This window comes from Erwinia persicina (genome assembly GCF_014838825.1).
In the GTDB taxonomy this organism is placed as follows: Bacteria; Pseudomonadota; Gammaproteobacteria; order Enterobacterales; family Enterobacteriaceae; genus Erwinia; species Erwinia persicina_A.
The window spans coordinates 1-21,807 of record NZ_JACYMO010000003.1; the positions used below are offsets into that span (position 1 = coordinate 1).

Annotated in this window: 21 protein-coding genes and 1 pseudogene; 17 read left to right on the forward strand and 5 right to left on the reverse strand. The window is 49.3% G+C overall.

Translation table 11 applies throughout. The annotated features are described in order from the left end of the window. The 4 genes from IFU29_RS09220 to IFU29_RS09230 all read left to right on the forward strand — a co-directional run. The coding region (locus tag IFU29_RS09220) for a fimbrial protein (RefSeq protein ID WP_191933678.1) at positions 1-417 on the forward strand (417 nt) is incomplete at its 5' end. After that, positions 410-736, forward strand: a complete 327-nt coding sequence (locus tag IFU29_RS22485; RefSeq protein ID WP_244633670.1) for a hypothetical protein — start codon at positions 410-412, stop codon at positions 734-736. The genes IFU29_RS09220 and IFU29_RS22485, both read left to right, overlap by 8 nt. 40 nt (positions 737-776) lie before the next feature. After that, on the forward strand, positions 777-1,124 hold the full coding sequence (locus IFU29_RS22490; protein WP_244633671.1) for a hypothetical protein: 348 nt from the start codon (positions 777-779) through the stop codon (positions 1,122-1,124). Positions 1,125-1,465: 341 nt separating this feature from the next. Further along, positions 1,466-1,999 carry a hypothetical protein gene (locus IFU29_RS09230; protein WP_191933679.1) on the forward strand — a complete coding sequence of 178 codons (534 nt, stop codon included), beginning with the start codon at positions 1,466-1,468 and terminating at the stop codon, positions 1,997-1,999. A gap of 279 nt (positions 2,000-2,278) precedes the next feature. Here IFU29_RS09230 and IFU29_RS09235 read toward each other — a convergent pair whose 3' ends face one another. Continuing rightward, positions 2,279-2,590 carry a hypothetical protein gene (locus tag IFU29_RS09235; RefSeq protein WP_191933680.1) on the reverse strand — a complete coding sequence of 104 codons (312 nt, stop codon included), beginning with the start codon at positions 2,588-2,590 and terminating at the stop codon, positions 2,279-2,281. A gap of 359 nt (positions 2,591-2,949) precedes the next feature. On the opposite strand from IFU29_RS09235, the gene IFU29_RS09240 reads away from it, so the two are divergent. Genes IFU29_RS09240 through IFU29_RS09250 form a run of 3 tightly spaced genes read left to right on the forward strand, consistent with a single transcriptional unit; the run spans position 2,950 to position 5,728 of the window. Continuing rightward, positions 2,950-3,207: a hypothetical protein gene (locus IFU29_RS09240; protein WP_191933681.1), complete on the forward strand. Its 258-nt coding sequence runs from the start codon at positions 2,950-2,952 to the stop codon at positions 3,205-3,207. Further along, positions 3,161-3,934, forward strand: coding sequence for a hypothetical protein (locus IFU29_RS09245; protein ID WP_191933682.1), 774 nt, complete (start codon positions 3,161-3,163; stop codon positions 3,932-3,934). Before IFU29_RS09240 ends, IFU29_RS09245 begins: the two co-directional genes overlap by 47 nt. Before the next feature lie 48 nt (positions 3,935-3,982). Further along, positions 3,983-5,728: a PglL family O-oligosaccharyltransferase gene (locus IFU29_RS09250; RefSeq protein ID WP_191933683.1), complete on the forward strand. Its 1,746-nt coding sequence runs from the start codon at positions 3,983-3,985 to the stop codon at positions 5,726-5,728. Between the two features lie 47 nt (positions 5,729-5,775). On the opposite strand, the gene IFU29_RS09255 is transcribed toward IFU29_RS09250, so the two are convergent. Further along, complete coding sequence (locus tag IFU29_RS09255; protein ID WP_191933684.1) at positions 5,776-6,111, reverse strand: DUF1294 domain-containing protein; 336 nt, start codon at positions 6,109-6,111, stop codon at positions 5,776-5,778. A 610-nt stretch (positions 6,112-6,721) separates the two neighbouring features. Here IFU29_RS09255 and IFU29_RS09265 point away from each other — a divergent pair. The 7 genes and pseudogenes from IFU29_RS09265 to IFU29_RS09295 all read left to right on the forward strand — a co-directional run bounded on the left by IFU29_RS09265 (position 6,722) and on the right by IFU29_RS09295 (position 17,490). Next, complete coding sequence (locus tag IFU29_RS09265) at positions 6,722-7,900, forward strand: efflux RND transporter periplasmic adaptor subunit (RefSeq protein WP_274604289.1); 1,179 nt, start codon at positions 6,722-6,724, stop codon at positions 7,898-7,900. After that, complete coding sequence (locus IFU29_RS09270) at positions 7,897-11,073, forward strand: efflux RND transporter permease subunit (protein WP_191933685.1); 3,177 nt, start codon at positions 7,897-7,899, stop codon at positions 11,071-11,073. The genes IFU29_RS09265 and IFU29_RS09270 overlap by 4 nt, the downstream gene beginning before the upstream one ends. After that, the gene (locus IFU29_RS09275; protein ID WP_191933686.1) at positions 11,070-12,551 is read left to right on the forward strand and encodes an efflux transporter outer membrane subunit; all 1,482 of its coding nucleotides are present in this window, start codon (positions 11,070-11,072) and stop codon (positions 12,549-12,551) included. The genes IFU29_RS09270 and IFU29_RS09275 overlap by 4 nt, the downstream gene beginning before the upstream one ends. An 87-nt stretch (positions 12,552-12,638) precedes the next feature. Next, the gene (locus tag IFU29_RS09280; RefSeq protein ID WP_191933687.1) at positions 12,639-15,170 is read left to right on the forward strand and encodes a heavy metal translocating P-type ATPase; all 2,532 of its coding nucleotides are present in this window, start codon (positions 12,639-12,641) and stop codon (positions 15,168-15,170) included. A 187-nt stretch (positions 15,171-15,357) separates the two neighbouring features. Then, positions 15,358-15,849, forward strand: a complete 492-nt coding sequence (cueR, locus tag IFU29_RS09285; protein ID WP_191933688.1) for a Cu(I)-responsive transcriptional regulator — start codon at positions 15,358-15,360, stop codon at positions 15,847-15,849. Positions 15,850-15,919: 70 nt separating this feature from the next. Further along, a pseudogene (locus tag IFU29_RS09290) lies at positions 15,920-16,534 on the forward strand (type I restriction endonuclease subunit R); the annotation flags it as partial. Between the two features lie 41 nt (positions 16,535-16,575). Further along, the gene (locus tag IFU29_RS09295) at positions 16,576-17,490 is read left to right on the forward strand and encodes a restriction endonuclease (RefSeq protein ID WP_191933689.1); all 915 of its coding nucleotides are present in this window, start codon (positions 16,576-16,578) and stop codon (positions 17,488-17,490) included. 66 nt (positions 17,491-17,556) lie between these two features. Here IFU29_RS09295 and IFU29_RS09300 read toward each other — a convergent pair whose 3' ends face one another. The 3 genes from IFU29_RS09300 to symE all read right to left on the reverse strand — a co-directional run bounded on the left by IFU29_RS09300 (position 17,557) and on the right by symE (position 19,936). Beyond that, on the reverse strand, positions 17,557-18,828 hold the full coding sequence (locus IFU29_RS09300) for a type II toxin-antitoxin system HipA family toxin (RefSeq protein WP_191933690.1): 1,272 nt from the start codon (positions 18,826-18,828) through the stop codon (positions 17,557-17,559). A 2-nt stretch (positions 18,829-18,830) separates the two neighbouring features. Further along, positions 18,831-19,346 (reverse strand): helix-turn-helix domain-containing protein, encoded by a 516-nt coding sequence (locus IFU29_RS09305; RefSeq protein ID WP_191933691.1) that lies wholly within the window; start codon positions 19,344-19,346, stop codon positions 18,831-18,833. Positions 19,347-19,594: 248 nt separating this feature from the next. Then, a complete protein-coding gene (gene symE, locus IFU29_RS09310; protein WP_191933692.1) occupies positions 19,595-19,936 on the reverse strand; it encodes an endoribonuclease SymE in 342 nt (113 codons plus the stop codon). Between the two features lie 602 nt (positions 19,937-20,538). On the opposite strand from symE, the gene IFU29_RS22710 reads away from it, so the two are divergent. Genes IFU29_RS22710 through tssD form a run of 3 tightly spaced genes read left to right on the forward strand, consistent with a single transcriptional unit; the run spans position 20,539 to position 21,782 of the window. Beyond that, positions 20,539-20,769 carry a hypothetical protein gene (locus IFU29_RS22710; protein WP_342214471.1) on the forward strand — a complete coding sequence of 77 codons (231 nt, stop codon included), beginning with the start codon at positions 20,539-20,541 and terminating at the stop codon, positions 20,767-20,769. Between the two features lie 11 nt (positions 20,770-20,780). After that, positions 20,781-21,290 carry a hypothetical protein gene (locus IFU29_RS09320; RefSeq protein WP_191933693.1) on the forward strand — a complete coding sequence of 170 codons (510 nt, stop codon included), beginning with the start codon at positions 20,781-20,783 and terminating at the stop codon, positions 21,288-21,290. Next, a complete protein-coding gene (tssD, locus tag IFU29_RS09325; RefSeq protein ID WP_118665474.1) occupies positions 21,291-21,782 on the forward strand; it encodes a type VI secretion system tube protein TssD in 492 nt (163 codons plus the stop codon). Positions 21,783-21,807: the final 25 nt, after the last annotated feature.

The window sequence follows — 21,807 nt, forward strand, 5'->3', positions numbered from 1 at the left end:
GTGATCCCGCCGGGCGATGAAACGGTGGTGCTGGATTTTGACACGGTAATCGACAAGTACCTGTATCTGAACACCCGCACCCTCGGCCAGGCGTTCAGGCTGCATCTGGCGGAGTGCGATCTCAGCCTGGGCAAAACGGTCAGGGTGACCTTCAGCGGTAATGAAAGCACCGCGCTGCCGGGGTTGCTGGCGCTTAGCGGTGCCAGCCAGGCCAGCGGCATCGCCATCGGTATGGAAACTGCGCAGGGCGAACCGTTGCCCATTAACCAGCAAGGCAAGGCGCAGGCACTGGTGAGCGGGGCCAACACCCTGGCGGCACAGGCCTATGTGCAGGGTGAACCGGACGCGCTGAAGCATAAAACCATTGAGCGCGGGCCGTTCAGTGCGGTGGTGACCTTTAGCCTGGAATATGAATAACAGTGCAGCGGCATGGCAAACCGCCTGGCGCTGGCTGTGCCAACGTCGTCGCCATGCGCCACCCAATGTGGACATCTGGCATTTGCGCTTTCACTGGGCGCGGCAGGACGACCGGCTGTATCAGCAACTGCAAAGTGGGAGTTACCGGCTGGCACCGATGCAGGTATTGCGGCGTGGTGGTCACAGTTGGGTGCAGTGGTGTGCGCAGGATGCACTGATATTGAAGTGGGCTGCGCTGCTGCCAAAACCTGCCCGTTGCATGCACTTGCGCGGGCATGGCGGTAGCGTGGTTTCGGTGGCAGAAGCACCACGTAGATAACTTTTTTAACGCCCAGGAGGGCCTGTGGTATGCGCGATATATGGATGACTTTTTGCTGTTTACCCGCACCCGCTGGCAACTGCGGCGCAGCGTTAAGCGGCTGCATGAATTTTTTGACCTGGGCGGGTTTGAAACCCACCCGGACAAAACACAACTGGGCAGGATTGCACAGGGGTTTGACTGGCTGGGGGTATGGTTTACCCCCACGGGGTCCACCATAGCGCCCAGAGCGCTGGAAAACCATCGTGCACGACGCGCGCGGCTTTACGAGCAGGCTCGCCGACAGGGGCTGTCATCGACAGAAACTGCGGAACGAGTGCGAACGTACGAGGCACGGTGGACATTATGGGCAGAGCGTATGCTGGGTCATCCAATGGATGATATTTAAGGGTCTCTGCCGTTTAATAAAAATTCTGAGAAATATACACCATGAATTTCCATACTACCTTGCGTGTCTTCGTCGTGCTGATCTGCAGTGTCCCGACCCTATGCTTCTCCAACCTGACCGTGAGTATAACAACAGCACCCCCACCTGACCGGCCGTGGGAAGCGCTTTATGGCACGGTCTCGGGGGCTAGCGCGACGGACCCTACCCCCAACCCCTGCTACCAACGATGGGGGTGCCATCTCACCTTCTTCGCAATCCAAGAAGAGTGGTATCCGGTCGGCCGCGAGGAATATACTACGTGGGACCTCAAGGGGTTCGACTTTCCGGAAGGACATACGGACATGGACTATAAAACCCTGGGGGAATGGTGGTCGGCCGTGGTCGACAAGGGGCGTATCGCATTTGACGTTCCACGATTCGAAGTCGGAGTCGCAGGTAATCCCTGTCTGGTCATCGCCGGAACGAATGACGAAATCCTCCGACGCATGGCGGCCAACACCATCGTATCGAACTGCGCCAAACCGCGTGTACAAGTCCCGAGCTGCAAGGTGGAACCAGAACAAATAAATGTGACATTCAACACCGCCGCCGGCCGTGATCCTGGCGAACAGATAGTTCCGGATGTACGCCTCTCCTGCACGTCGGCTGTGGCTGTGCGTATCGAAACGAACACTGCAGAAGAAATACCGCTCGGGGGTGATAATACCACCGTAGCTGTACTGGACTGGGGTAGTGGGTACGGACGGCCTGGCGTATTCAATATGGCCGATAATGGAAGTCGTCCGATACCGCTCAAGGTGAAAACGCGGGGCATCGCCCTGCTGGAACCTGGGAGCTACTCTGGCAGCGCGATCGTGAACATAAGTTATGAATAAGACGGGCCATGTTGGCCCGAATCGTCTGTCCCCGTCCAGCTCCCGGAGTACACACCAACCCTATACAACGCAGAAGGGCACGTCGCCTTCGAAACTCCGGTCGAGTTTTGGGATAACGCGCAAAGCGGCGATCAGCATTCCGTCAGTTGTCAAACCGAGCTTAGCGCGAAGGGTGTAAGTAAACATGGGCGCGCCGGCTACAAGCATCGTGCTGTACGCCAATTATCGTTCAGCGTTTCACGTTTGACTGATATTTTTATAATGTGTATGGCGTTATTTTTAACGCCATTTTTCTAATATTTCCAGGTTATCACGATATTCTAGCGTATTTTTTTTCTTATTTATATTTTTGCTTTTTATGCCGTTGGCGATATATATCCCCAACCCCGGCGGGATTGGATTGCGGCTGCCGTTACTTTTGAGGTCACGCCGGCGCGGCTCTATTAATGGGTGCGGCTGGCGGGCAATACCGCTGTGCCGCATTGATAACGCCTGGCTGTCGCGCAATAATCGCAGGCTGTTTGCTGTTTGCTGTTGGCGCTGCCGGTTATCTTTACCCGGCCCGAATGGCAAAGCCCTGATATGTGGCACTGGCTGGCTTATGTGCCGGGGTGCTGTTTTATTTCGCCTGGCTGCAAGTGCGCATGACCACGCGCCAGCGCCATGCAGCGTTGTATTTGATTTTATCGCCATCGGGTTGACGATAATGGTCTATTTTCTGTCCGGTTCAGACCTGCCGCAGCGATGTATATGCCCTCTGGCCCCAACTGATGAGACTGCGATCTTAACGAAAATCGGATAAATCTACCGGGCTGTTTCGCAGTGAGCATCAATGGCAGAAACGGCGTTCCATCAATAAAAATAACAGACATAACCTTATTATTTTTTTCATTTTTATCCAGGGGTTGAGATTAAGCCATTGCGTGAACATTACGCCATCAAGGGGTTAAATGGTGGGGTTACTACGCGCTAATACCGGTTCGTTTTTTAGGGCCGCAGGTTTTTTTACGTTCGGCCGCTTAAGCGCCGATATGAATAAAACCACCGGAGATAGTGTGATCGAAAACCGGGTAGAAGCTATTGCTCATTTGGGCCTGTGCGGCGTTTTATTAGCCTGCAGTCGGGGCGCGTTGGCGCTGGAATGTCATATTAATAGTGATAATGGTATCACTGAAGAGATCGAAAATATGGGTGTATTTTTATGGTAATCCGGCGGGCGACGTGGTGCGCCCCGGTATCGGCATGGGGCTGATATATAACGATGCCGCTCTCGGCATCGTCAAGGCAGGCAGCAAGGTGCAAACGGATATCCGGCGGCTGAATAATAAACCGGAGAAGGGTCAGGCCAAATACAAAATTTATTTGGAGAAAATCGGAGAAATAAAAGAGGGAGGCAATGATGCGATGGCAGTGTTCCAACTGGATGGTGCAGGGGGTATTAACAGTACACCGGGGAAAAACTATCGTTATATCTTGCATGGTATGGCGGGAATAAAGGTCTCGAACTGTTCAGTTACGATCAATGCACCGAGTGAAATTGATTTTGGTGTTATCTCAGCGGTCGCGGCCCCGGGACTGATCGCCGCCAAACCCCTCAGTGTGACGGCGGTTAAGAACCAGGCTTGTCATGCCGGTAGTAAATTAGGCGTTGCGCTGATCTTCTCTTCGCCCGGAGGTGGATTGGTGGAGAATAATACTGCTCTGGATCTGGGGAGCGGTGCTTATTTTAACATTAAGGATAAGGAAGGAAAAATCGCCTTCGAAACGCCGGTCAAGTTTTGGGATAACGTGCAAAGCGGCAATCAGCAGACCGTCACTTATCAAACCGAGCTTAGTACGAAGGGTGTATTAACGATGGGGGTAGCCGGGAAAAGTATCGTGCTGTACGCTAATTATCTTAAGTGTTTCACGCCGAACTTATTTTTCATAATCTAAAAGACGTTATTTTTTAACGTCATTTTTCTAATATTTCCAGGTTTTTTTATGACATTCGATCGTATTCATTTCTTATTTTTATTTTTTCTGTTTGTTCCGCTGGCGATATATATCCCCAACCCCGGCGGGATTGGATTGTCGCTGCCGTTTAATTTGATGGTCTACGGCGGCGCGGCTCTATTAATAGGGGCTTGCTGGCGGGCAACACCGCTGTGCCGAACGGTGATAACGCCGACCTGTCGCACAATAATCGCCGCCTGTTTGCTGATGGCGCTGCCGGCTATATTTACCCGGCCTGAATGGCAAAGCGCCGCCGTTTGGCGGCTGGCTGGTTTATTTGCCGGAGCGGCGTTCTATTTCACCTGGCTGCAGGTGCGTATGACCGCGCGTCAGCGCCATGCGGTGCTGTATTTAATTTTATCGGCGGCGGTGCTTCAGGCGTCAATCGCGCTGCTGCAGATGTTTGCGCCAGCAATGGCACAATCCTGGGTCCCATCCGGCAGCTCGCGCGCCTTCGGCATTTTCCAGCAACCTAATGTGCTGGCGAGCTTTATCGCCACAGGGCTGGCGCTGGCGTTGGCGGCGTATATGCTGCCTGGGTTCCAGCGGCTGGATCCGCGTGCAGAACGCTGGCGTCGCCGCGCTCTGGCCGCGGCGCTGGTGCTGCTGCCGATGGTGTTGGTGTGGGTGCAATCCCGCACCGGCTGGCTGGCGGGTGCCCTGGTGCTGGGGCTGTTTGTCCTGTGTTTTTGCCGCCGTTATCCGCAGGCTGTGGCCATTGCCTCGCTGCTGGTTGCCGGCGGCACCGTGGCGGCGGCGCTGGTGCTGTGGTGGGGGAGTGAGCTGGGTGGTGCGTTGCGCTACGCCAGCCATACCGGCTCCAACCATGCGCGCTACGCCATGCTGCGCGATACGCTGGCGATGATCGCCGAAAAGCCGCTTTTGGGCTGGGGTTACGGCGGTTTTGAGTACAGTTTTCAGCATTTTCGTATAAACCAGACGCCACCCACGGTGGTGACTGAAATCGCCCGTCATCCGCATAATGAATTGCTGCTGTGGTGGGTGGAAGGGGGCGTGGTCGCGCTGCTGGGTATGCTGCTCCTGGTGGGGGCGGGCATCAAACTGCTGACCCACGCCCACTGGCGCGACAGGCGTGCTGTTGCCTGCGGTAAATCATCGGCGGGTGAGGCACTGGCTCTATGCGTGGCACTGCTGCCGATTGCGCTGCACAGCCAAACTGAATACCCGTTTTACCTGTCGGCACTGCACTGGCTGGTGTTTCTGTTGTTGCTGGCAATGCTCGATCGGCTGGTCAGTCCGCGCCTTGCCACCGGCTGTGGGTTAAAACGATGGCGACTGCCGATGCTGGCCCTGTCGCTGGTGGCGCTGTTCGTGATGGTGACCGGATTTTACAGCGGGCAGGTATTGACCCAGGCGGAGCGCGGCGGGTTGCAGGATATGCGGCAGGTGGACGCCTTGCCGGGCTGGGCAAGTTGGATGCATGACGATCGCCTGCAGTTTGATCGCCAGTTGGCAGGCTTGCTCGCCTTTAACCGAACGGGTGACGAGCAGCGGCTGGAAACCTATGCCCAATGGGCGCAGCGTTATCTGAATCACCGCATTGATAAAAACGTTTACGCCAACCTGTGGGTGATTCTGCGCCAACAACAGCATTGGATGTTGGCTGAGCAGTACCGGCGTGACGCCGCGCGTTTATTTCCCCAGGATGGCCGGTTTACTGATGCAATGACTGGATCAGATTCGGGGTCAGGATCACAAGCTGCTTATCCCTGATTATGAACGGATCACATACGGGGATCGGGTCAGGCGAAGCTGCTGGTTTAGTATTTATAGAAATGATATATCGCGATCATCACCACCACATTCAGCACCACACTAATGATGAAGTACGTTTTAAACGGTTGTTTCTGCGTTTTATGGCGAAAGCGTTGCTGACCGGCAATCGCGCCAGGCCATCCTCCCAGCAAGCCAAAGACCAGCAAGGTGGACTCCGGTACCCGCCGCCAGCTTTTGCGGGCAGCCTGTTTATCTCCACCGTAGATCAGAAACGTCAGTGTGCTGGCCAGCAGGAACCACATCACCACAGGGTGAGGCAGGAATGCGCTGCCGGTGGCCGCCAGGGCCAGCAGCAGGTAACAGAACAGATTCAGTGTCATTCAATAAGCCTGTAAGTAGACCCGTTCAGCCCAGTGGACTCTTTTCGGAAGTGGATATCATAATTAATAACATCATGTGGTGTAAGTATCCCATCAAAACGGCCCATTCACGTTCAGAGACCTTCCTGCATACTGATTATGTCACCTGAGAAGATCGCTATGCGTAAGATCCGTTTCATCGGGCACCCGATCATCATCGTACCGAAATCCGTCGATATCAAAAAAACAAAGATCTTGAGGGTGAGACTCATCGTCTGAAGCAGATGTTGGCCGATCGGAGTCTGGAAAGTCGGGCGCTGAAAGACGTCATCGAAACCAGTGGTGATTAACGCTTTTATACTTTTAATAAGTGCGGTTAATATTATATTAGATCGAATAATTTTCTATATTTTTTAATGTCTTCTAAACGGCCTGATAATTTTCATTGGGTTTTAAGTTATCCTCACTTTAACTATTTATAGTGTCTTTACCTGATGAACAGTGTATTTTCTGAAAATTTATATTTTTTCGCAAAAAATACTTGACCTTCCAGGCGTGGTAAGTCGGATAAATACAGCAGGAGCTGCCAAGGCTCAGCAAAACCCATTCGTCTCCAGTTGCGGAAGGTAACATGATGAAAGTCAGAAAAATAACACTGCTCACAGCGGCAATAAGCCTTGCGCTAGCTATTGCTGGCTGCAAAGAAGTCGACTCCACACCGGCGGCTCCAACAGCACCTGTTTCTGCTCCAGTGGCCGAAGTGATTGTCAGGCCAATAACCCCCTTTGCAGAACTCACGGGGTCACTCACAGCGGTTAATCATGTCGAATTACGTCCAAGAGTTGCCGGCTATATACAGAAAGTAAGTATGCCTGAAGGACATTTCGTCGAAAAGGGCAGCGAACTATTTCTTATTGATCCACGGGTGTTACAAGCGGCGTTTAATAATGCAAAAGCAGGTTTGCGAGAAACAGAAGCCGCATTGATGTTAGCTAAAGCTGAATATTCTCGTACTGAAAAATTGTTTGCTCAAAAAATTGTTTCACGCGCTAATCTCGATACTGCCATTGCCACACTGAATGCCAGAAAAGCACAGGTGGATGCAGCCAAAGCAATGCTTGAATCAGCACAGCTTGAGTTAAGTTTTACCCATGTCACCGCGCCAATTAGTGGGCGCGTGGGTCAAACTTTGGTGACTGAAGGGAATTATGTTGCCAGCGGTGTTACACCACTGACGACAATCGTCTCAATTGACCCTTTGTATGTTTATTTTGATATTGACGAACGTACTTATTTGCAGTTTTTCGCTGCAAATCGAGCCAATGCTAAGCTCAAGAGTTCTCCAGCCGCAAAAGTAGAAATCGCATTACTTACTGACAAAAGCTATTCGCGACAGGGTCGTGTTGATTTTCTTTCCAATGGTGCTGAACGTCAAACGGGAACCGTGCGTATCCGTGCAGTTATCGATAACCCTGATGGAAAATTAACGCCAGGCTTATTTGCCAAAATTAAATTAGAGACGGGGCCATCACAGCCTAAAGTTTTGATATCCGATCTATCGATTGGTGCCGATCAAGGTGGTCGCTATGTATTAGTGGTTGATAAAGAAAATAAGACAGAGTATCGACCGGTAGAATTAGGCACTACCGTGGACGGTTTACGTGTCATAGAGCATGGCTTGCAGCCAGGTGAACGTATCGTCGTCAAAGGGTTTATTCGTCCAGGTATGCAAGTTAAGCCACAATCAGTCGGAATTGATGGCAAGCCTGTCGAAGTTACAGAGAAGCAAACTGCAGGAGATAAGCCATGAAATTTCCTCGTTTCTTCATTGAACGGCCAATCTTCGCTATTGTTCTTTCTATTCTGATGGTTCTCGGGGGGATTGTCGCTTTTTTCCAGTTACCCCTCAGTGAATATCCAGCGGTAACGCCCCCGACAGTTCAAGTGACAGCATCTTACCCTGGCGCTAATCCAAAGGTGATTGCTGAAACCGTTGCTGCACCACTTGAACAAGCCATTACAGGTGTTGAGGGCATGTTATATATGTCCTCACAGTCGGCAACCGATGGTCGTATGACGCTTACCGTCACATTTGCACAAGGAACGAATGCCGATATGGCACAAATTCAAGTGCAAAACAGAGTTTCGCGAGCACTGCCTCGTTTGCCTGAAGAAGTACAACGTCAAGGCGTTATCACTCAAAAAACCTCACCAGATATTCTGATGGTGGTTCACTTATTGTCTGCGGATAAACGTTACGATCCCCTTTATATTTCCAATTATGCTTATCTCCAGGTTCGCGACGAATTATCACGTATACCCGGTATCAGCGATGTCCTCGTTTGGGGCGCTGGCGAATACAGTATGCGGCTTTGGCTTGATCCTGATCTTATTGCTGCCAGAATGCTGACGGCGGGTGATGTCATTGCCGCAGTTCGTGAACAAAACGTACAGGTTGCGGCAGGTTCTGTTGGTCAAATGCCAAATTCAAATGCAGCTTTCCAGGTAACAGTAAACACACTTGGACGATTAACTGACGAAGAGCAGTTCGGTAATATTATTATTCGTACTGGCGATAATGGACAGGTTACCCGTTTACGGGATGTGGCTCGCATCGAAATGGGTGCTGATGCGTATGCACTACGTAGTCTGCTTGATGGCGAACCGGCTGTTGCGCTTCAAATTATTCAGAGCCCTGGCGCTAATGCGCTTGATGTTGCACAAGCAGTGAGAACAACGATGCAACGGCTTGAAGGTGATTTTCCTGCTGGATTAAGCTCACGTATTGCTTATGATCCGACTGTATTTGTTCGCGCCTCTCTTCAATCAGTGGCAACAACTTTACTTGAGGCAATTTTTCTTGTTGTTATTGTCGTTGTACTCTTTTTACGGAGCTGGAGAGCATCACTTATTCCATTGCTGGCAGTACCTGTCTCATTAATTGGTACCTTTGCCATCATGTACATAATGGGGTTTTCACTTAATACCTTGTCATTATTTGGCCTTGTCCTTTCGATAGGGATCGTCGTCGATGATGCGATCGTGGTGGTTGAAAACGTTGAGCGCCATATCGAAAATGGAGAAACGCCTGTACAAGCCGCAAGGCTGGCCATGGATGAAGTTACGTCGCCGATTATTGCCATTACCTCTGTACTTTCGGCAATTTTCATCCCAACTGCATTCCTGAGTGGTCTGCAGGGTGAATTTTATCAGCAATTTTCGCTAACCATTGCAATATCGACTATCTTGTCAGCCATTAATTCACTCACACTTAGCCCTGCACTTGCAGGCATGTTATTACGTCCACGTAAAGCGCATGTTGTGAGTGACCCACATACTTTGCCTGGACGCGTTAATCTATTTTTACAGATGATCGGCAAGCCGTTTAAGCGAGCACCCAGTGCTTATAGTAACACGGTACGAAAAGTGGTTAGCGTCAGCGGTCTGGCACTTTTAGTTTATGGTGGATTACTTGCGCTAACTTATTTTGGCTTCAAGGCTGTTCCACCAGGTTTTGTGCCAATGCAGGATAAGTATTATCTTGTAGGAATCGCACAGCTGCCTAATGGATCATCGTTAGATCGTACCGATGATGTTGTTAAAAAAATGTCTGAAATAGCGCTCGAAGAACCGGGCGTTGAAAGTGTCGTTGCATTTCCTGGGCTTTCAATCAATGGATTTGTTAATGTTCCTAATGCTGCCGTTATGTTCATTATTCTTGATCCATTTAAAGCTCGTACGACTGATGAGCTTTCGGCCATGGCTATTACAGGGCGATTACAAGCTAAATTTTCAACCATTCCTGATGGCTTCCTGGGTGTATTTCCACCACCACCGGTACCGGGTTTAGGTGCAACTGGCGGTTTTAAAATGCAAATTGAGGATCGCAGCGGTGCCGGGCTTGATGCATTAGTGAAAAATACCCAAATTTTGATGACTAAAGCCACTGAATCCGGGATGGTGACAGGGCTTATGACCAGCTTAGATATTAATGCTCCTCAATTTGATGTCACGATTGATCGAATTCAAGCTAAGAGTCAGGGCGTTAATTTAGCTGAGGTATTCGAAACACTGCAAGTTTATCTTGGCTCTATCTATGTTAATGATTTCAATCGTTTTGGCCGCACTTACAAAGTCATGGCGCAAGCCGATGCCGCTCATCGCATGCAGGTAGAAGCGATAGGACGTTTGCAAGTCCGTAATCTGGCAGGAGAAATGTTACCCCTGTCATCATTTGTAACCGTTACACCAGGCTCTGGCCCCGATCGTGTCATTCATTATAACGGCTATCCTTCTGCTGATATATCAGGCGGTGCCATGTTGGACGTTAGTTCAGGTCAGGGAGTTGAAACCATGGAGCGACTGGCAAAAGAAATATTACCAGAAGGAATGAGTTTCGAATGGACTGAATTGGCTTACCAACAAAAAGGGGCTGGCAATTCTGCACTGTTTATTTTCCCGATGTGTCTATTGCTTGCGTATCTTATCCTTGCTGCACAATATAACAGCTGGCTGCTTCCTTTAGCCGTTCTCCTTATCGTGCCAATGTGTTTGTTAAGCGCCATTACTGGTGTTTGGTTGATGGGGGGTGACAATAATATCTTTGTCCAAATAGGTCTTATTGTCCTGGTTGGCTTAGCCGCCAAGAATGCAATTTTGATTGTCGAATTCGCCCGAAGTCTTGAAAGCGAAGGCGTGAGTACTCTGGATGCGGTTATCAAAGCGTGTCGATTACGTTTACGACCTATTCTGATGACATCACTTGCATTTATTGCCGGTGTTATTCCATTAGTTTTGGCCAGTGGCGCTGGGGCTGAAATGCGTCAATCCATGGGAATTGCAGTCTTTGCGGGGATGCTCGGTGTGACGCTATTCGGTTTATTCTTAACCCCTGTATTTTATGTTGTTATGCGCAGGTTGTCTGTGCACTACGAAAAATACCGGGCCAAAGTTAAATTGCACAAAGAGGGGCGTATATCATGAATACACTTTCTCAAAAAGTATTGTTCTCTTTGAGTGCTCTTATTTTACTGTCCGGATGTACAGCTGTAGGTCCTGATTACTCGCCACCTTTATTACCATCCGCTGCAAATTTTGGTGGATCGGTTGCGGGTATGGGTTCCGGCGCTGTTGAAATTGAGTGGTGGAAAACATTTGATGATCCTGCACTCGTTATCTTGATCCAACGCTCACTTGCTGCAAACCATGACATCGGTATCGCCGTCGCCCGGCTTGAAGAAGCAAACGCGATTCTGCGTGAAAATAGACAAAATTTCTTACCACTGGGTGGTATAGAGAGTGGTTATGAGCATCGTCGGCAAAGCCGGACGGAAACTTCATCCGGCCAGACATCGCAGTTCGATACTTATCGAATTGCGGTTGATTCATCCTGGGAAATAGATCTCTTTGGCCGTGTACGTCGTTCAGTGGAAATGGCCCAGGCACAAGCTGGCTCACGTGAAGCATTATTACGACATGTACAAGCAGGTGTCGCTGCTTCTGTCGCTGCTACATGGTTCGAACTTCGAGGTGTTGAAGCCGAACTTGCCGTTGTTACTGATATTAGCCAAAGTCAGCGCGAAAGTTTCAGGCAGACCGAACGCTCCGTAAAGGCAGGTTCTGCCAGTCAATTTGACCAATTACGAGCAGAAGCTTTGCTGCGCAATATCGAAGCGGCTGTGCCTGAACTGGAACGCCGCCGAACCGCTTCTGTTAATGCATTGGCGATCTTGCTTGGTGAAGTCCCTCAGGATTTTAAATTACCGGCGGCTGTACCTTCAACAACACAAACACACAAAACCCTGGTTCTGCGAACCCTGGACGTGGGTGATCCAGCCTCGCTTCTCTCGCGACGAGCGGATATTGCTGCTGCTGAGCGTTCTCTGGCGGCCGCAACGGCTCGGGTGGGGATTGACACAGCAAGTCTGTATCCTGACGTTCAGATACAAGGTTCTATTGGGCTTGTTGCTGGAAGCCTTAATGCAATGAATGATACCAGTATTTTATCGGGCTTTATTGGCCCGATTATACGCTGGTCTTTTCTCGATACAGCGCGAGTGCGTGCTCAAATTGCAGCCAGCGAAGCACGAACTAAAGCGGCATTAATCGTTTACGATCAGACCGTACTGCGTGCATTACAAGAAACGGATGATGCCTTCAAAGCTTATGATGCGGCAAATAAGACCCTTGAGTTACACCAACTTGAATCAGTCGCACATTCTGATGCCGCACGTCTTGCTCAATTACGGTTTTCCCTCGGTGAGGGGATTTACTCAGATGTACTTGAGGCACAAAAATCTGATTTTATTAGCCGCCGTGCCCTGGCGATAGCCTATACCAATCAGCAACTCGCCATTGTGAGTATTTACAAAGCATTGGGCGGTGGTTGGGAAATTTGTACAGCGAAAAATAGTGATTGTTCAGGGGCTGAGGGCAGGCAATATTCCTATGTTAAAAATTAAATTCAAAATGAATAAAAAAATCCTTGACCTTGCCCTTAGGGTCAACCTTATGTTGCTACCCAACAACCATATTTAAGGGGAATCTCAATGAATACTAACCCAACAATATCCTCAGCCACCCGGCTCAGTTTACCCGTTGAAGGTATGACTTGTGCATCTTGTGTCGGTCGTGTTGAGAAGGCATTAAAAGCCGTGCCTGGCATAAGTACAGCATCAGTCAACCTGGCGACAGAACGTGCTGATATCACAGTGACTGATTCAGGCGATGCACTGTCTGCTGTTCGTGCCATTGAGAGCGCGGGTTATAGCGTCCGTCATGAAATAACAGAACTCGCCATTGAAGATATGACCTGTGCATCTTGTGTCGGACGTGTTGAAAAAGCACTGGCACAGACTCCCGGCGTTATCGAAGCTGGTGTGAATTTAGCGACAGAACGTGCCCGAATTATCCATTTTGCTGACGTTATTTCTGTAGCCGACCTTGAAGCGGCTGTCGTTAAGGCTGGTTATACATCTCGTCGATTATCTGCCGAATCGGCAAATACAGAAGATCAAGACAATGAACGTCGTGAAGGTGAAGCGCGTTCATTACGCCGGGCGCTATACACTGCGGCTATTTTTACGTTACCCGTTTTCATACTCGAAATGGGATCGCATGTTATCCCCGGTATGCACGACCTGGTAATGAGAACATTGGGCCAACAGGTGAACTGGTACATTCAATTTGTGCTTGCAACTATCGTTCTGTTTGGCCCAGGAATGCGCTTCTTCCGCAAGGGAATACCGGCACTGTTACGTGGTGCTCCTGATATGAACTCACTGGTTTCTGTTGGCACAATTGCAGCCTATGGATATTCTGTTGTCGCCACTTTTATCCCCGGGGTACTGCCGAAAGGAACAGCAAACGTCTATTTTGAAGCGGCGGTTGTGATAGTCACCCTGATCCTGCTTGGACGTACTTTAGAAGCGCGTGCAAAAGGCCGTACTTCACAGGCAATCAAACGGTTAGTCGGACTTCAGGCAAAAACAGCTCGCGTTGATCGCAATGGCAAAATAGTTGAGATTCCACTCGATCAAGTAGCAACAGATGATGTCATTCTCGTTCGTCCTGGTGAAAAAATTCCTGTTGATGGTGAAGTTGTTGACGGTTCATCTTATGTTGATGAAAGCATGATTACTGGTGAGCCTGTACCCGTATCGAAAGGTATTGGGGCTGAAGTTGTCGGAGGCACCATCAACAAAACAGGCGCTTTCAGCTTCCGTGTGACAAAGATTGGGGCAAACACTGTTCTTGCACAAATTATTCGTTTAGTTGAACAAGCACAAGGTTCCAAATTACCCATCCAGGCCTTAGTCGATAAAGTAACCATGTGGTTCGTGCCAGCAGTAATGACAGGGGCGGGCTTAACGTTCATTATTTGGTTATTCCTGGGTCCAGATCCCGCGCTAACTTTTGCGTTAATTAATGCAGTTGCTGTTCTTATTATTGCCTGTCCATGTGCTATGGGTTTAGCTACACCAACATCTATCATGGTGGGTACTGGGCGCGCAGCAGAACTGGGTGTTCTCTTCCGCAAAGGTGAAGCGTTACAAGCATTGCGTGATGTTAGTGTTGTTGCACTCGACAAAACAGGGACACTGACCAAAGGACGTCCTGAGCTAACCGATTTGGTTCCGGCTGAAGGTTTTGAATACAAGGAAGTATTAGCTTTAGTTGCTGCAATTGAAACACGTTCTGAGCATCCAATTGCTGAGGCCATTGTGGCCGCCGCTAAGCAACAAGATATCACTCTGGCTTCTGTTGAAAGCTTCGAAGCCGTTCCTGGGTTTGGTGTATCTGCTCAGGTTGCAGGCCGGACTGTTGCTGTTGGTGCAGATCGCTACATGACTCAGCTTGGCCTTGATGTAAACAACTTGCAACCGACGGCGCTGCGTCTGGGTGAACAAGGTAAGAGTCCACTCTATGCTGCCATTGATGGCCGTCTGGCAGCAATAATCGCGGTCGCGGATCCCATCAAAGAAACGACGCCTGAAGCGATTAGGGCGCTGCATGCTCTGGGCCTAAAAGTTGCAATGATTACGGGTGATAATAAAGCTACCGCTGCCGCAATTGCCAGACAACTCGGTATTGATGAAGTGGCAGCAGAAGTGTTACCCGATGGTAAAGTTGCAGCCCTGAAAAAATTCCGTGCTAATGGCGCTCGAGTTGCATTTGTTGGCGATGGTATTAACGATGCGCCAGCACTTGCTGAATCTGATGTGGGTTTGGCCATTGGTACAGGTACAGATGTAGCCATCGAGGCTGCTGATGTCGTGTTAATGTCAGGGGATTTACGTGGTGTTGCTGATGCTATTGCACTTAGCCAGGCGACAATTCGTAACATCAAACAGAATCTGTTCTGGGCCTTTGCTTATAATGCCTTACTGATCCCCGTGGCTGCCGGTTTGCTTTATCCTCTGAACGGTATGTTGCTTTCACCGATGTTTGCCGCTGCGGCAATGGCACTTTCCAGTGTCTTTGTTCTGGGCAATGCTCTGCGATTAAAACGTTTTCAGCCACCCATAAAGCAAACCGTTATGCAAGATGACGACCGTCATCAGATTCATGCAGCTGAATAAATCAAAAGGGCAGCCAGATGTGAATATAACCAATCCTGACGTCATGGCAGAAACCAAAGCGCGTACCGGCGTCCGGGTTGCACCGATCGGCGCGATCGGTGAGCAAATAGTTTACGGTACATTTTCATCACAAAAGCCAAACCTGATTAAGGCTCTCGGCTTGTCGGGTTTATAGAGAGGAAAAAAAATGAATATCGGTCAGGCAGCTAAACTCTCAGGTATCTCGGCGAAGATGATCCGTTATTACGAACAAATTGGGTTGATACCAAAAGCAATTCGTTCTGATGCTGGTTACCGTCATTACAGTTCATCGGATATTGATAGTCTTCATTTTATTCGTCGTTCACGTGACCTTGGTTTTTCTGTTGAACAAATTTCGGGATTAATGAACTTATGGCTCGATGGCGAACGAGCCAGTTCTGACGTGAAAACAATGGCGCTTACCCATATTTCAGAGCTAAGATCCAGGATAGCTGAATTACAGACAATGGCGGAAACGCTTGAGCAATTAGCCCGTGACTGCCAGGGTAATAATCAGCCTGGCTGCCCAATTATCGCGGGATTAATTGAACCCAAAACGCTAACTGAACAACAATCGCAAAAACGTCAAAGAGTTCAAAGAACACCCCGGTTTGGGAGCAGTTCACTTGCTCCATTGCGCAATCGAAGGTCATTGTAACGATCCCAGCTTTGGTTCCAGGCACTTTTCCAGGGTGGAGATGAATGTCGGCAGATTCGATGTGCTGTACCAAGATCGACTGGAGATCTTTAAAAAGGATCTCGGCAGTTTCGTGCGTTTTTATGAGTTTATGTCTCAGATCGTCGATTATGACGATAAAGAGCTGGAAAAACTTAGCCTCTATGCGCGTCATCTGCGTCCCTTGCTGCATGAGCAGAGACTGGACGAGGATGAGGTGGATGTCAGCAATATCCAGATGAGCCATTATCGTCTGTCGAAAATCCATGCCCAGCATCTGAAGCTGCAGGAAGATTCACCGGAATATAAGCTGCACCCCAGTAATGATGTGGGTACCGCCAGGCCTAAGGACAAGAAAGAAGAGTTCATGTCGCATATTCTGGCACGGTTAAATGAGCTGTTTATTACGGATAATCTGACCGACAAAGATATGGTCAATTATGCGTTTTCCGTTCGTGACAAACTCTCGGAAAATCAGTCAGTAATGACGCAGATTGCTAATAATACGCGTGAGCAGGCGATGCTGGGTGATTTCCCTAAAGCCATTGATGATGCCGTGATGGACAGCAGTGAAGCGCAGCAGGAAATGATGATGCAGTATCTGTCGAGTCCTGAGCTGGCCAGGGGGTTCGCCCGGGTGGTTTTTGATATGTTGAAGGGAGCCTGAACAGCAGGTTCATCATTTTGTAATACGCATAAGGAAGCGCCATGCCTGTACCGACTTACGATAAATTTATTGAACCCGTGTTGCGCTTTCTGGCTACCAGGCCTGAAGGCGCGACTGCCCGCGAAGCGCATGAGGCCGCGGCGGACAGACTCAATCTGGATGAAAGTCAGCGTGCAGAAGTCATTGCCAGCGGCCAGCTGACCTATAAAAACCGGGCAGGCTGGGCACACGACCGGCTAAAGCGTGCGGGATTATCGCAGAGCCTGTCGCGGGGAAAATGGTGCCTGACGCCGGAAGGACTGGGCTGGGTTCATGCGCATCCTCAGCCACTGACCAGAGAGGATGTCACGCATCTGGCCTTTGATTTTAATCGTGTGACATTAAGACAGCAGCCGGATGCCGTTGATCTCGACCCGCAGCCTGAGCCTCTCAGCGTGGAGGAACTGGCGCTGAGCAGCCCGGACGATCGGCTTGAGCAGGCGCTGAATGAGTTACGCAGTGCGGTGGCGGATGAATTGCTGGAAAACCTTAAACAGGTTTCTCCTGCGCGCTTTGAGGTGATTGTTCTTGATGTGCTGCACCGTCTTGGCTACGGCGGGCACCGCGACGATCTTCAGCGTGTGGGGGGCTCAGGCGATGGTGGCATTGATGGCATTATCTCGCTGGATAAGCTGGGCCTGGAAAAGGTTTATGTGCAGGCGAAACGCTGGCAGAACACGGTGGGCCGCCCTGAGCTGCAGGCTTTTTATGGCGCACTGGCCGGACAAAAAGCCAGACGCGGCGTGTTTATCACCACATCTGGCTTTACTTCTCAGGCGCGGGACTTTGCCAGGGCAGTGGAAGGTATGGTGCTGGTGGATGGGCAGCGGCTGGTGAATCTGATGATTGAGAATGAAGTTGGAGTGACTTCTCGTATATTACGCGTGCCAAAACTGGATATGGACTATTTTGAGTAATGAGTGAATCCAGCGCTGATCCTGTAAATAACGCTGAGCATCTTCCATTGTCTGGCTGGTGTGATGCTAATTCATCGCAAGCCTAAATGCGTCAGCCATATATTCTTGTTCCCGGCCCGAAAGCCCTAAACTATTTGCAATGGTTCTCCACTGGCTGACTATTTCAATAAAGTCCTGGATGATTTCATTGGCCTCTGCCAGGTTCAGGCGAAAGTGTCCCGCAACCTCTCGCGCCAGTTCAAGGTCCAGCGCGTTATCCGCCTCGGTGATATTCAGTTTCAGGCCGTCAGACCAGGGAACAGGGTTGATATCGTAGGCCTCCGAAAGCCGCCACCCTTTACCGGGGACCAGGATAAACCCGTGATTGCGCAGGTGATCATCGGTGTTTGAAACGAGAATATTGAAAACGATTCGGGACCAGAGTTCTTTCAAATCCTGCCTGGTCTGTGCTCCCTGCCGTATCAAAACATCTGCGAGTTCCAGATAACTCACCCCGTTCGAGGCGTCATCTCCATCCTGATGGCGGGTCATTGTCATGGCCGATGCAAAATGCAGGCGCTGGCCTGAATCTGTCCGGTCAAAACGACGCACCATAAAACAGTGATGATCGCTGGCAAATTTACGGGCTTCTGCGGTGGCGACGTGAAGCCCACAGCCTGTGGCAAGCGCGTTGGCGACCATTTCCCAACCGCCCACATTGTAATCATCCCGGGTACTGGGAAATTTTGCGATGTAGAGATGGCCATACTCGTCTGCAATGCTGGCTTTTGGCCTGGCGCCACCTAAAGAACCCCCCGGCGCAATGAGCATACGCAACCACTCCTGACCCTGTGGAGAGGTATTGTCAGGATCATCCTCCAGCGCACGGCTTGCTCTTTCTAAGGCCTTAATTTCTGTAAAAGGTGGTGCTGCGATATCAGTCCGGTTATCAAGAAATTCGCCTGCATCTTCAAGCCTGAAACGCAGGGCACCCACGCGATAAAGGTCATGTACGCCCAGCAGGTAATCGGATTCATATAACCGGGATCCTTCAACCTGAACACCGGCGCGGATATCTCGTTCCAGGCGACGCTTCATCAGCATTCGCCCCCAGCGATCGGGGCTGGCGTCGCCAAATATGCCAAACTTATCCCGTGGAAGAGTCGGATATTGGGCACCTTCGAATAGCAAAATTTCAGGGTCAAGTTGCACAAGGCTTAGAGCGGGATCGGCCAGTGCTGCGGGATCATACTCAAATTCAAACAGCTCGCGCGTCCGACTTTGTCGGTTATGCAGGAAACCCATCCTTTTTGGTCCGGATAATCCTGCCCAGTCTGCGTATACCGCGATCATTGCCATTGTCAGCCACCTTTTGTCGGTTTCTTCCGTGGTTTGAGCAGGGAAGCCAGTTCAGCGGACGTAGTCCCCCTTTCTTTCGGAGCTTTTGTGTTTGGGCGGTGGCTTGTTTTCACGCTGGCTTCGGCCTGAGTATCGGCTTTTTCATGTCTGGCAGCAGCCCCGGTACGTGAGTTTTTAACCACAGACGTTTGGCGTGAGGCAATGACTTTTGCGGGGGAAAACTTATCGTTTTTTATCAGGCGAAAATCCTGTAGCTGACGCCCCAGCTCATCTTCAGCTGCTAATTTGTTCAAATCATCTTCCAGCCCTAAAACTTGCATCACGGAGAGGTACGCCCCTATCGTGACACCTGAGCCTCCCGCTTCCAGGGAACGTAGCGTCACTGGCGTCATCCCTGCACGTTCCGCAACCTGTTTGGCTGTGAGTTTACGTCGCAGGCGGGCGAGTTTCAGTCTCTCACCAAAATCAGTAAGCAGTCGGTTTGTGTCAGGGAGTAAGGGTGCTGTTTTTTTCGCCATAATGTCAATATTTTATCTTTATTTAATGCCTATGGCTATAATATTATCATTTTAATGGTGGGTCGGTCTCAGTAAACGTCATATTAAAAGTGATAATATTATTTCACTTTTAACTAAAAAGAGAAAAAATATTATCACTGCGGTGGGGCAGGCTTGGCTGGCTATTGGATCAGCGCAGCAGGGGCTTTCTGGCATTGCTCAGCAACTGGAAATCCCGCCTTTTCAGGCGGGACTCGCTCCTTAATCCCTTACCCTCGCACCCGTTTCCCCGCAATCACCCCGATAAACTCCTCCACCTGGCGCTGCTTACGTACTGACAGCGTGCAGACCTTCCTCAGTGACGTCATCAACGCGGACTCCTGCGGTTCGGGATCGCGGGCGGTGATCACCAGGCAACCGTTCATGACGCGGATATCGATTTTGGTGCCGGTGGCAAAGCCTGCGGCTTCCAGCCATTTCCCTTTGATGCTCAGCGCCGGGATCTGCTGGTAATCTGGATAGGTGCTCGCATAAGTCACGGTTAAATGGCGCAGCGTGGGCGCGGTGACTTCTGATTTAACAACGTCTGTATTACAATTCTGCTCAGCCATGATAACTACTCCATCTAGTTGTTGCGGTTAGCGGCATGACGGTGTTCCTAGCACCTTCATGCTGCGATTAATAACCCTGTTATTATAACCAGCAGTAAAAACTAATCACTCTGAAAAGAGAGTCAAAGTTAAAAAATGCAACGCGGCGCAGAAAAATAATGAAGGAGATGTAATCTCCTGACAGGTTTTTTAAATAACTTTTCTGTTTGTAGGTTTTTTTAACTTCCCTGAAAATAATAATTAAACTGTTTTATTTACGTATGGGACGGATTAAAATTAATGGGGTTTAAATGTAAAATGTATTACCTAAACGCTTAATGATAAGTACTTGGTTTGATATCGTAATCTCTTTAAATATTTTTTTCTGGCGATAATGATTCCTTGATTACCGTGAAATGATATCATCGGCATGTGATTTATATTATTTTCAGTTTGACGTTTTTAGCGTTAATTGTAATAACAAAAGGAGGTGTTATGACGTGGGAGTACAATCAGAGAACCGGTGAAATGACTCACAATGGAGCACATTACGCAAATGGGTATAGTGGTAGCCCTGAAGGAAAAATAACCCTTCTAAAGAGAATGTCGGTTTTGTCGGGCCGATCCCGCGTGGCTACTGGCGGATTACTCGTCATACCAGAAGTAAAGGTAACTGGACGATAGAACTGGTACCTATTGCGGGAACAAATACATTTGGTCGTAATGCTTTCAGAATACATGGTGATAACCCTAAAACTCTCGGTAGTAGTTCTGAAGGGTGTATAATTATCAATGGCGCTAATGTTAGAGCAAATATTTTCAATTCCGGTGACGATATTCTGGTGGTCAGATGAAAAGGATATATTTGTTAGCTATGATCATGCTGTCATACAGTTCTATGGCCGAAATAAATGTGGTGACGCCGAAAATTGTGCTTGAGAATATTCATGACAGTGGTGCGAAAAAATACCTCCATGATTTAGCGAAAGAAAATGCCAGGGCAACATCAACCAGTCAGTGGGAAGCAATCGTAAAAGGTCTTTCCTCTGGGGAGGCTGAATGGCTACAGATTGTTCCGCTGATTGCCCGCTACACCGATGCAGGATTCGCTGAAGATCTCGCTACGGCGCTGGCACAGGCCCTTCCTAAAAATGTGGCGGGCGTGATGAATGTTCTTGATGAGCAACTACCCCCTGTCAGTATCGGTAATGTGTGTTCGATGCCGCTTTATAACGAAACGGTTCCAGAACAAAACGAATATGTCGTGAAAGCTATCCAGGCTCTTTACAAGAATGATACTCCGCAGGCTAAAGAATGCCTGCGGCAACTTATCAAAACGGTCGGTAAGGCTGGCCCATTTCGCAGGGTGGATTAGATGGCAATTCCCGTTTATATGTACATACACGACGATGCAGGCAACTTGATTAAAGGCAGTGTTGATATTCACGGCAGGGAAAACAGTGTTGAAGTTCTGGGGCTCCATCATGAAGTCTATCTTCCCACTGATGATCTTACGGGTGAAATAGTCAACACCAGAAAACATTTGGCCTATCTTGTCGAGAAGGAGATTGATTCATCTTCTTCCTATCTTTATAAAGCCGTCACTAGCGGGCGCAGGCTAAAGCAAGTGGAGCTTAAATTTTTTAAGATTAATGATGCCGGTTATGAGGTTGAGTACTTCAACACTCTGCTGGAAAATGTGCGTGTGAAGTGTATTTTACCACTCATGCATGATATTAAAGACACTGCTAAGGAGAATTTCAATCACATGGAAATTGTGGAGTTTATATATGAAAAAATCAGCTGGAAATATGTTGATGGTAATATCATCCATTCTGATAGCTGGAATCAAAGAAAGACAGCGTGACGGTACAGCTAATGATAACTTACCC

What these genes read in the sequence shown, in the direction of transcription:
- IFU29_RS22485 (WP_244633670.1), top strand. Translation starts at nt 410, where the DNA reads ATGAATAACAGTGCAGCGGCATGGCAAACCGCCTGGCGCTGGCTGTGC.
- IFU29_RS22490 (WP_244633671.1), top strand. Translation starts at nt 777, where the DNA reads ATGGATGACTTTTTGCTGTTTACCCGCACCCGCTGGCAACTGCGGCGC.
- IFU29_RS09230 (WP_191933679.1), top strand. Translation starts at nt 1,466, where the DNA reads ATGGACTATAAAACCCTGGGGGAATGGTGGTCGGCCGTGGTCGACAAG.
- IFU29_RS09240 (WP_191933681.1), top strand. Translation starts at nt 2,950, where the DNA reads ATGGTGGGGTTACTACGCGCTAATACCGGTTCGTTTTTTAGGGCCGCA.
- IFU29_RS09245 (WP_191933682.1), top strand. Translation starts at nt 3,161, where the DNA reads ATGGTATCACTGAAGAGATCGAAAATATGGGTGTATTTTTATGGTAAT.
- IFU29_RS09250 (WP_191933683.1), top strand. Translation starts at nt 3,983, where the DNA reads ATGACATTCGATCGTATTCATTTCTTATTTTTATTTTTTCTGTTTGTT.
- IFU29_RS09255 (WP_191933684.1), bottom strand. Translation starts at nt 6,111, where the DNA reads ATGACACTGAATCTGTTCTGTTACCTGCTGCTGGCCCTGGCGGCCACC.
- IFU29_RS09265 (WP_274604289.1), top strand. Translation starts at nt 6,722, where the DNA reads ATGATGAAAGTCAGAAAAATAACACTGCTCACAGCGGCAATAAGCCTT.
- IFU29_RS09270 (WP_191933685.1), top strand. Translation starts at nt 7,897, where the DNA reads ATGAAATTTCCTCGTTTCTTCATTGAACGGCCAATCTTCGCTATTGTT.
- IFU29_RS09275 (WP_191933686.1), top strand. Translation starts at nt 11,070, where the DNA reads ATGAATACACTTTCTCAAAAAGTATTGTTCTCTTTGAGTGCTCTTATT.
- IFU29_RS09280 (WP_191933687.1), top strand. Translation starts at nt 12,639, where the DNA reads ATGAATACTAACCCAACAATATCCTCAGCCACCCGGCTCAGTTTACCC.
- cueR (WP_191933688.1), top strand. Translation starts at nt 15,358, where the DNA reads ATGAATATCGGTCAGGCAGCTAAACTCTCAGGTATCTCGGCGAAGATG.
- IFU29_RS09295 (WP_191933689.1), top strand. Translation starts at nt 16,576, where the DNA reads ATGCCTGTACCGACTTACGATAAATTTATTGAACCCGTGTTGCGCTTT.
- IFU29_RS09300 (WP_191933690.1), bottom strand. Translation starts at nt 18,828, where the DNA reads ATGGCAATGATCGCGGTATACGCAGACTGGGCAGGATTATCCGGACCA.
- IFU29_RS09305 (WP_191933691.1), bottom strand. Translation starts at nt 19,346, where the DNA reads ATGGCGAAAAAAACAGCACCCTTACTCCCTGACACAAACCGACTGCTT.
- symE (WP_191933692.1), bottom strand. Translation starts at nt 19,936, where the DNA reads ATGGCTGAGCAGAATTGTAATACAGACGTTGTTAAATCAGAAGTCACC.
- tssD (WP_118665474.1), top strand. Translation starts at nt 21,291, where the DNA reads ATGGCAATTCCCGTTTATATGTACATACACGACGATGCAGGCAACTTG.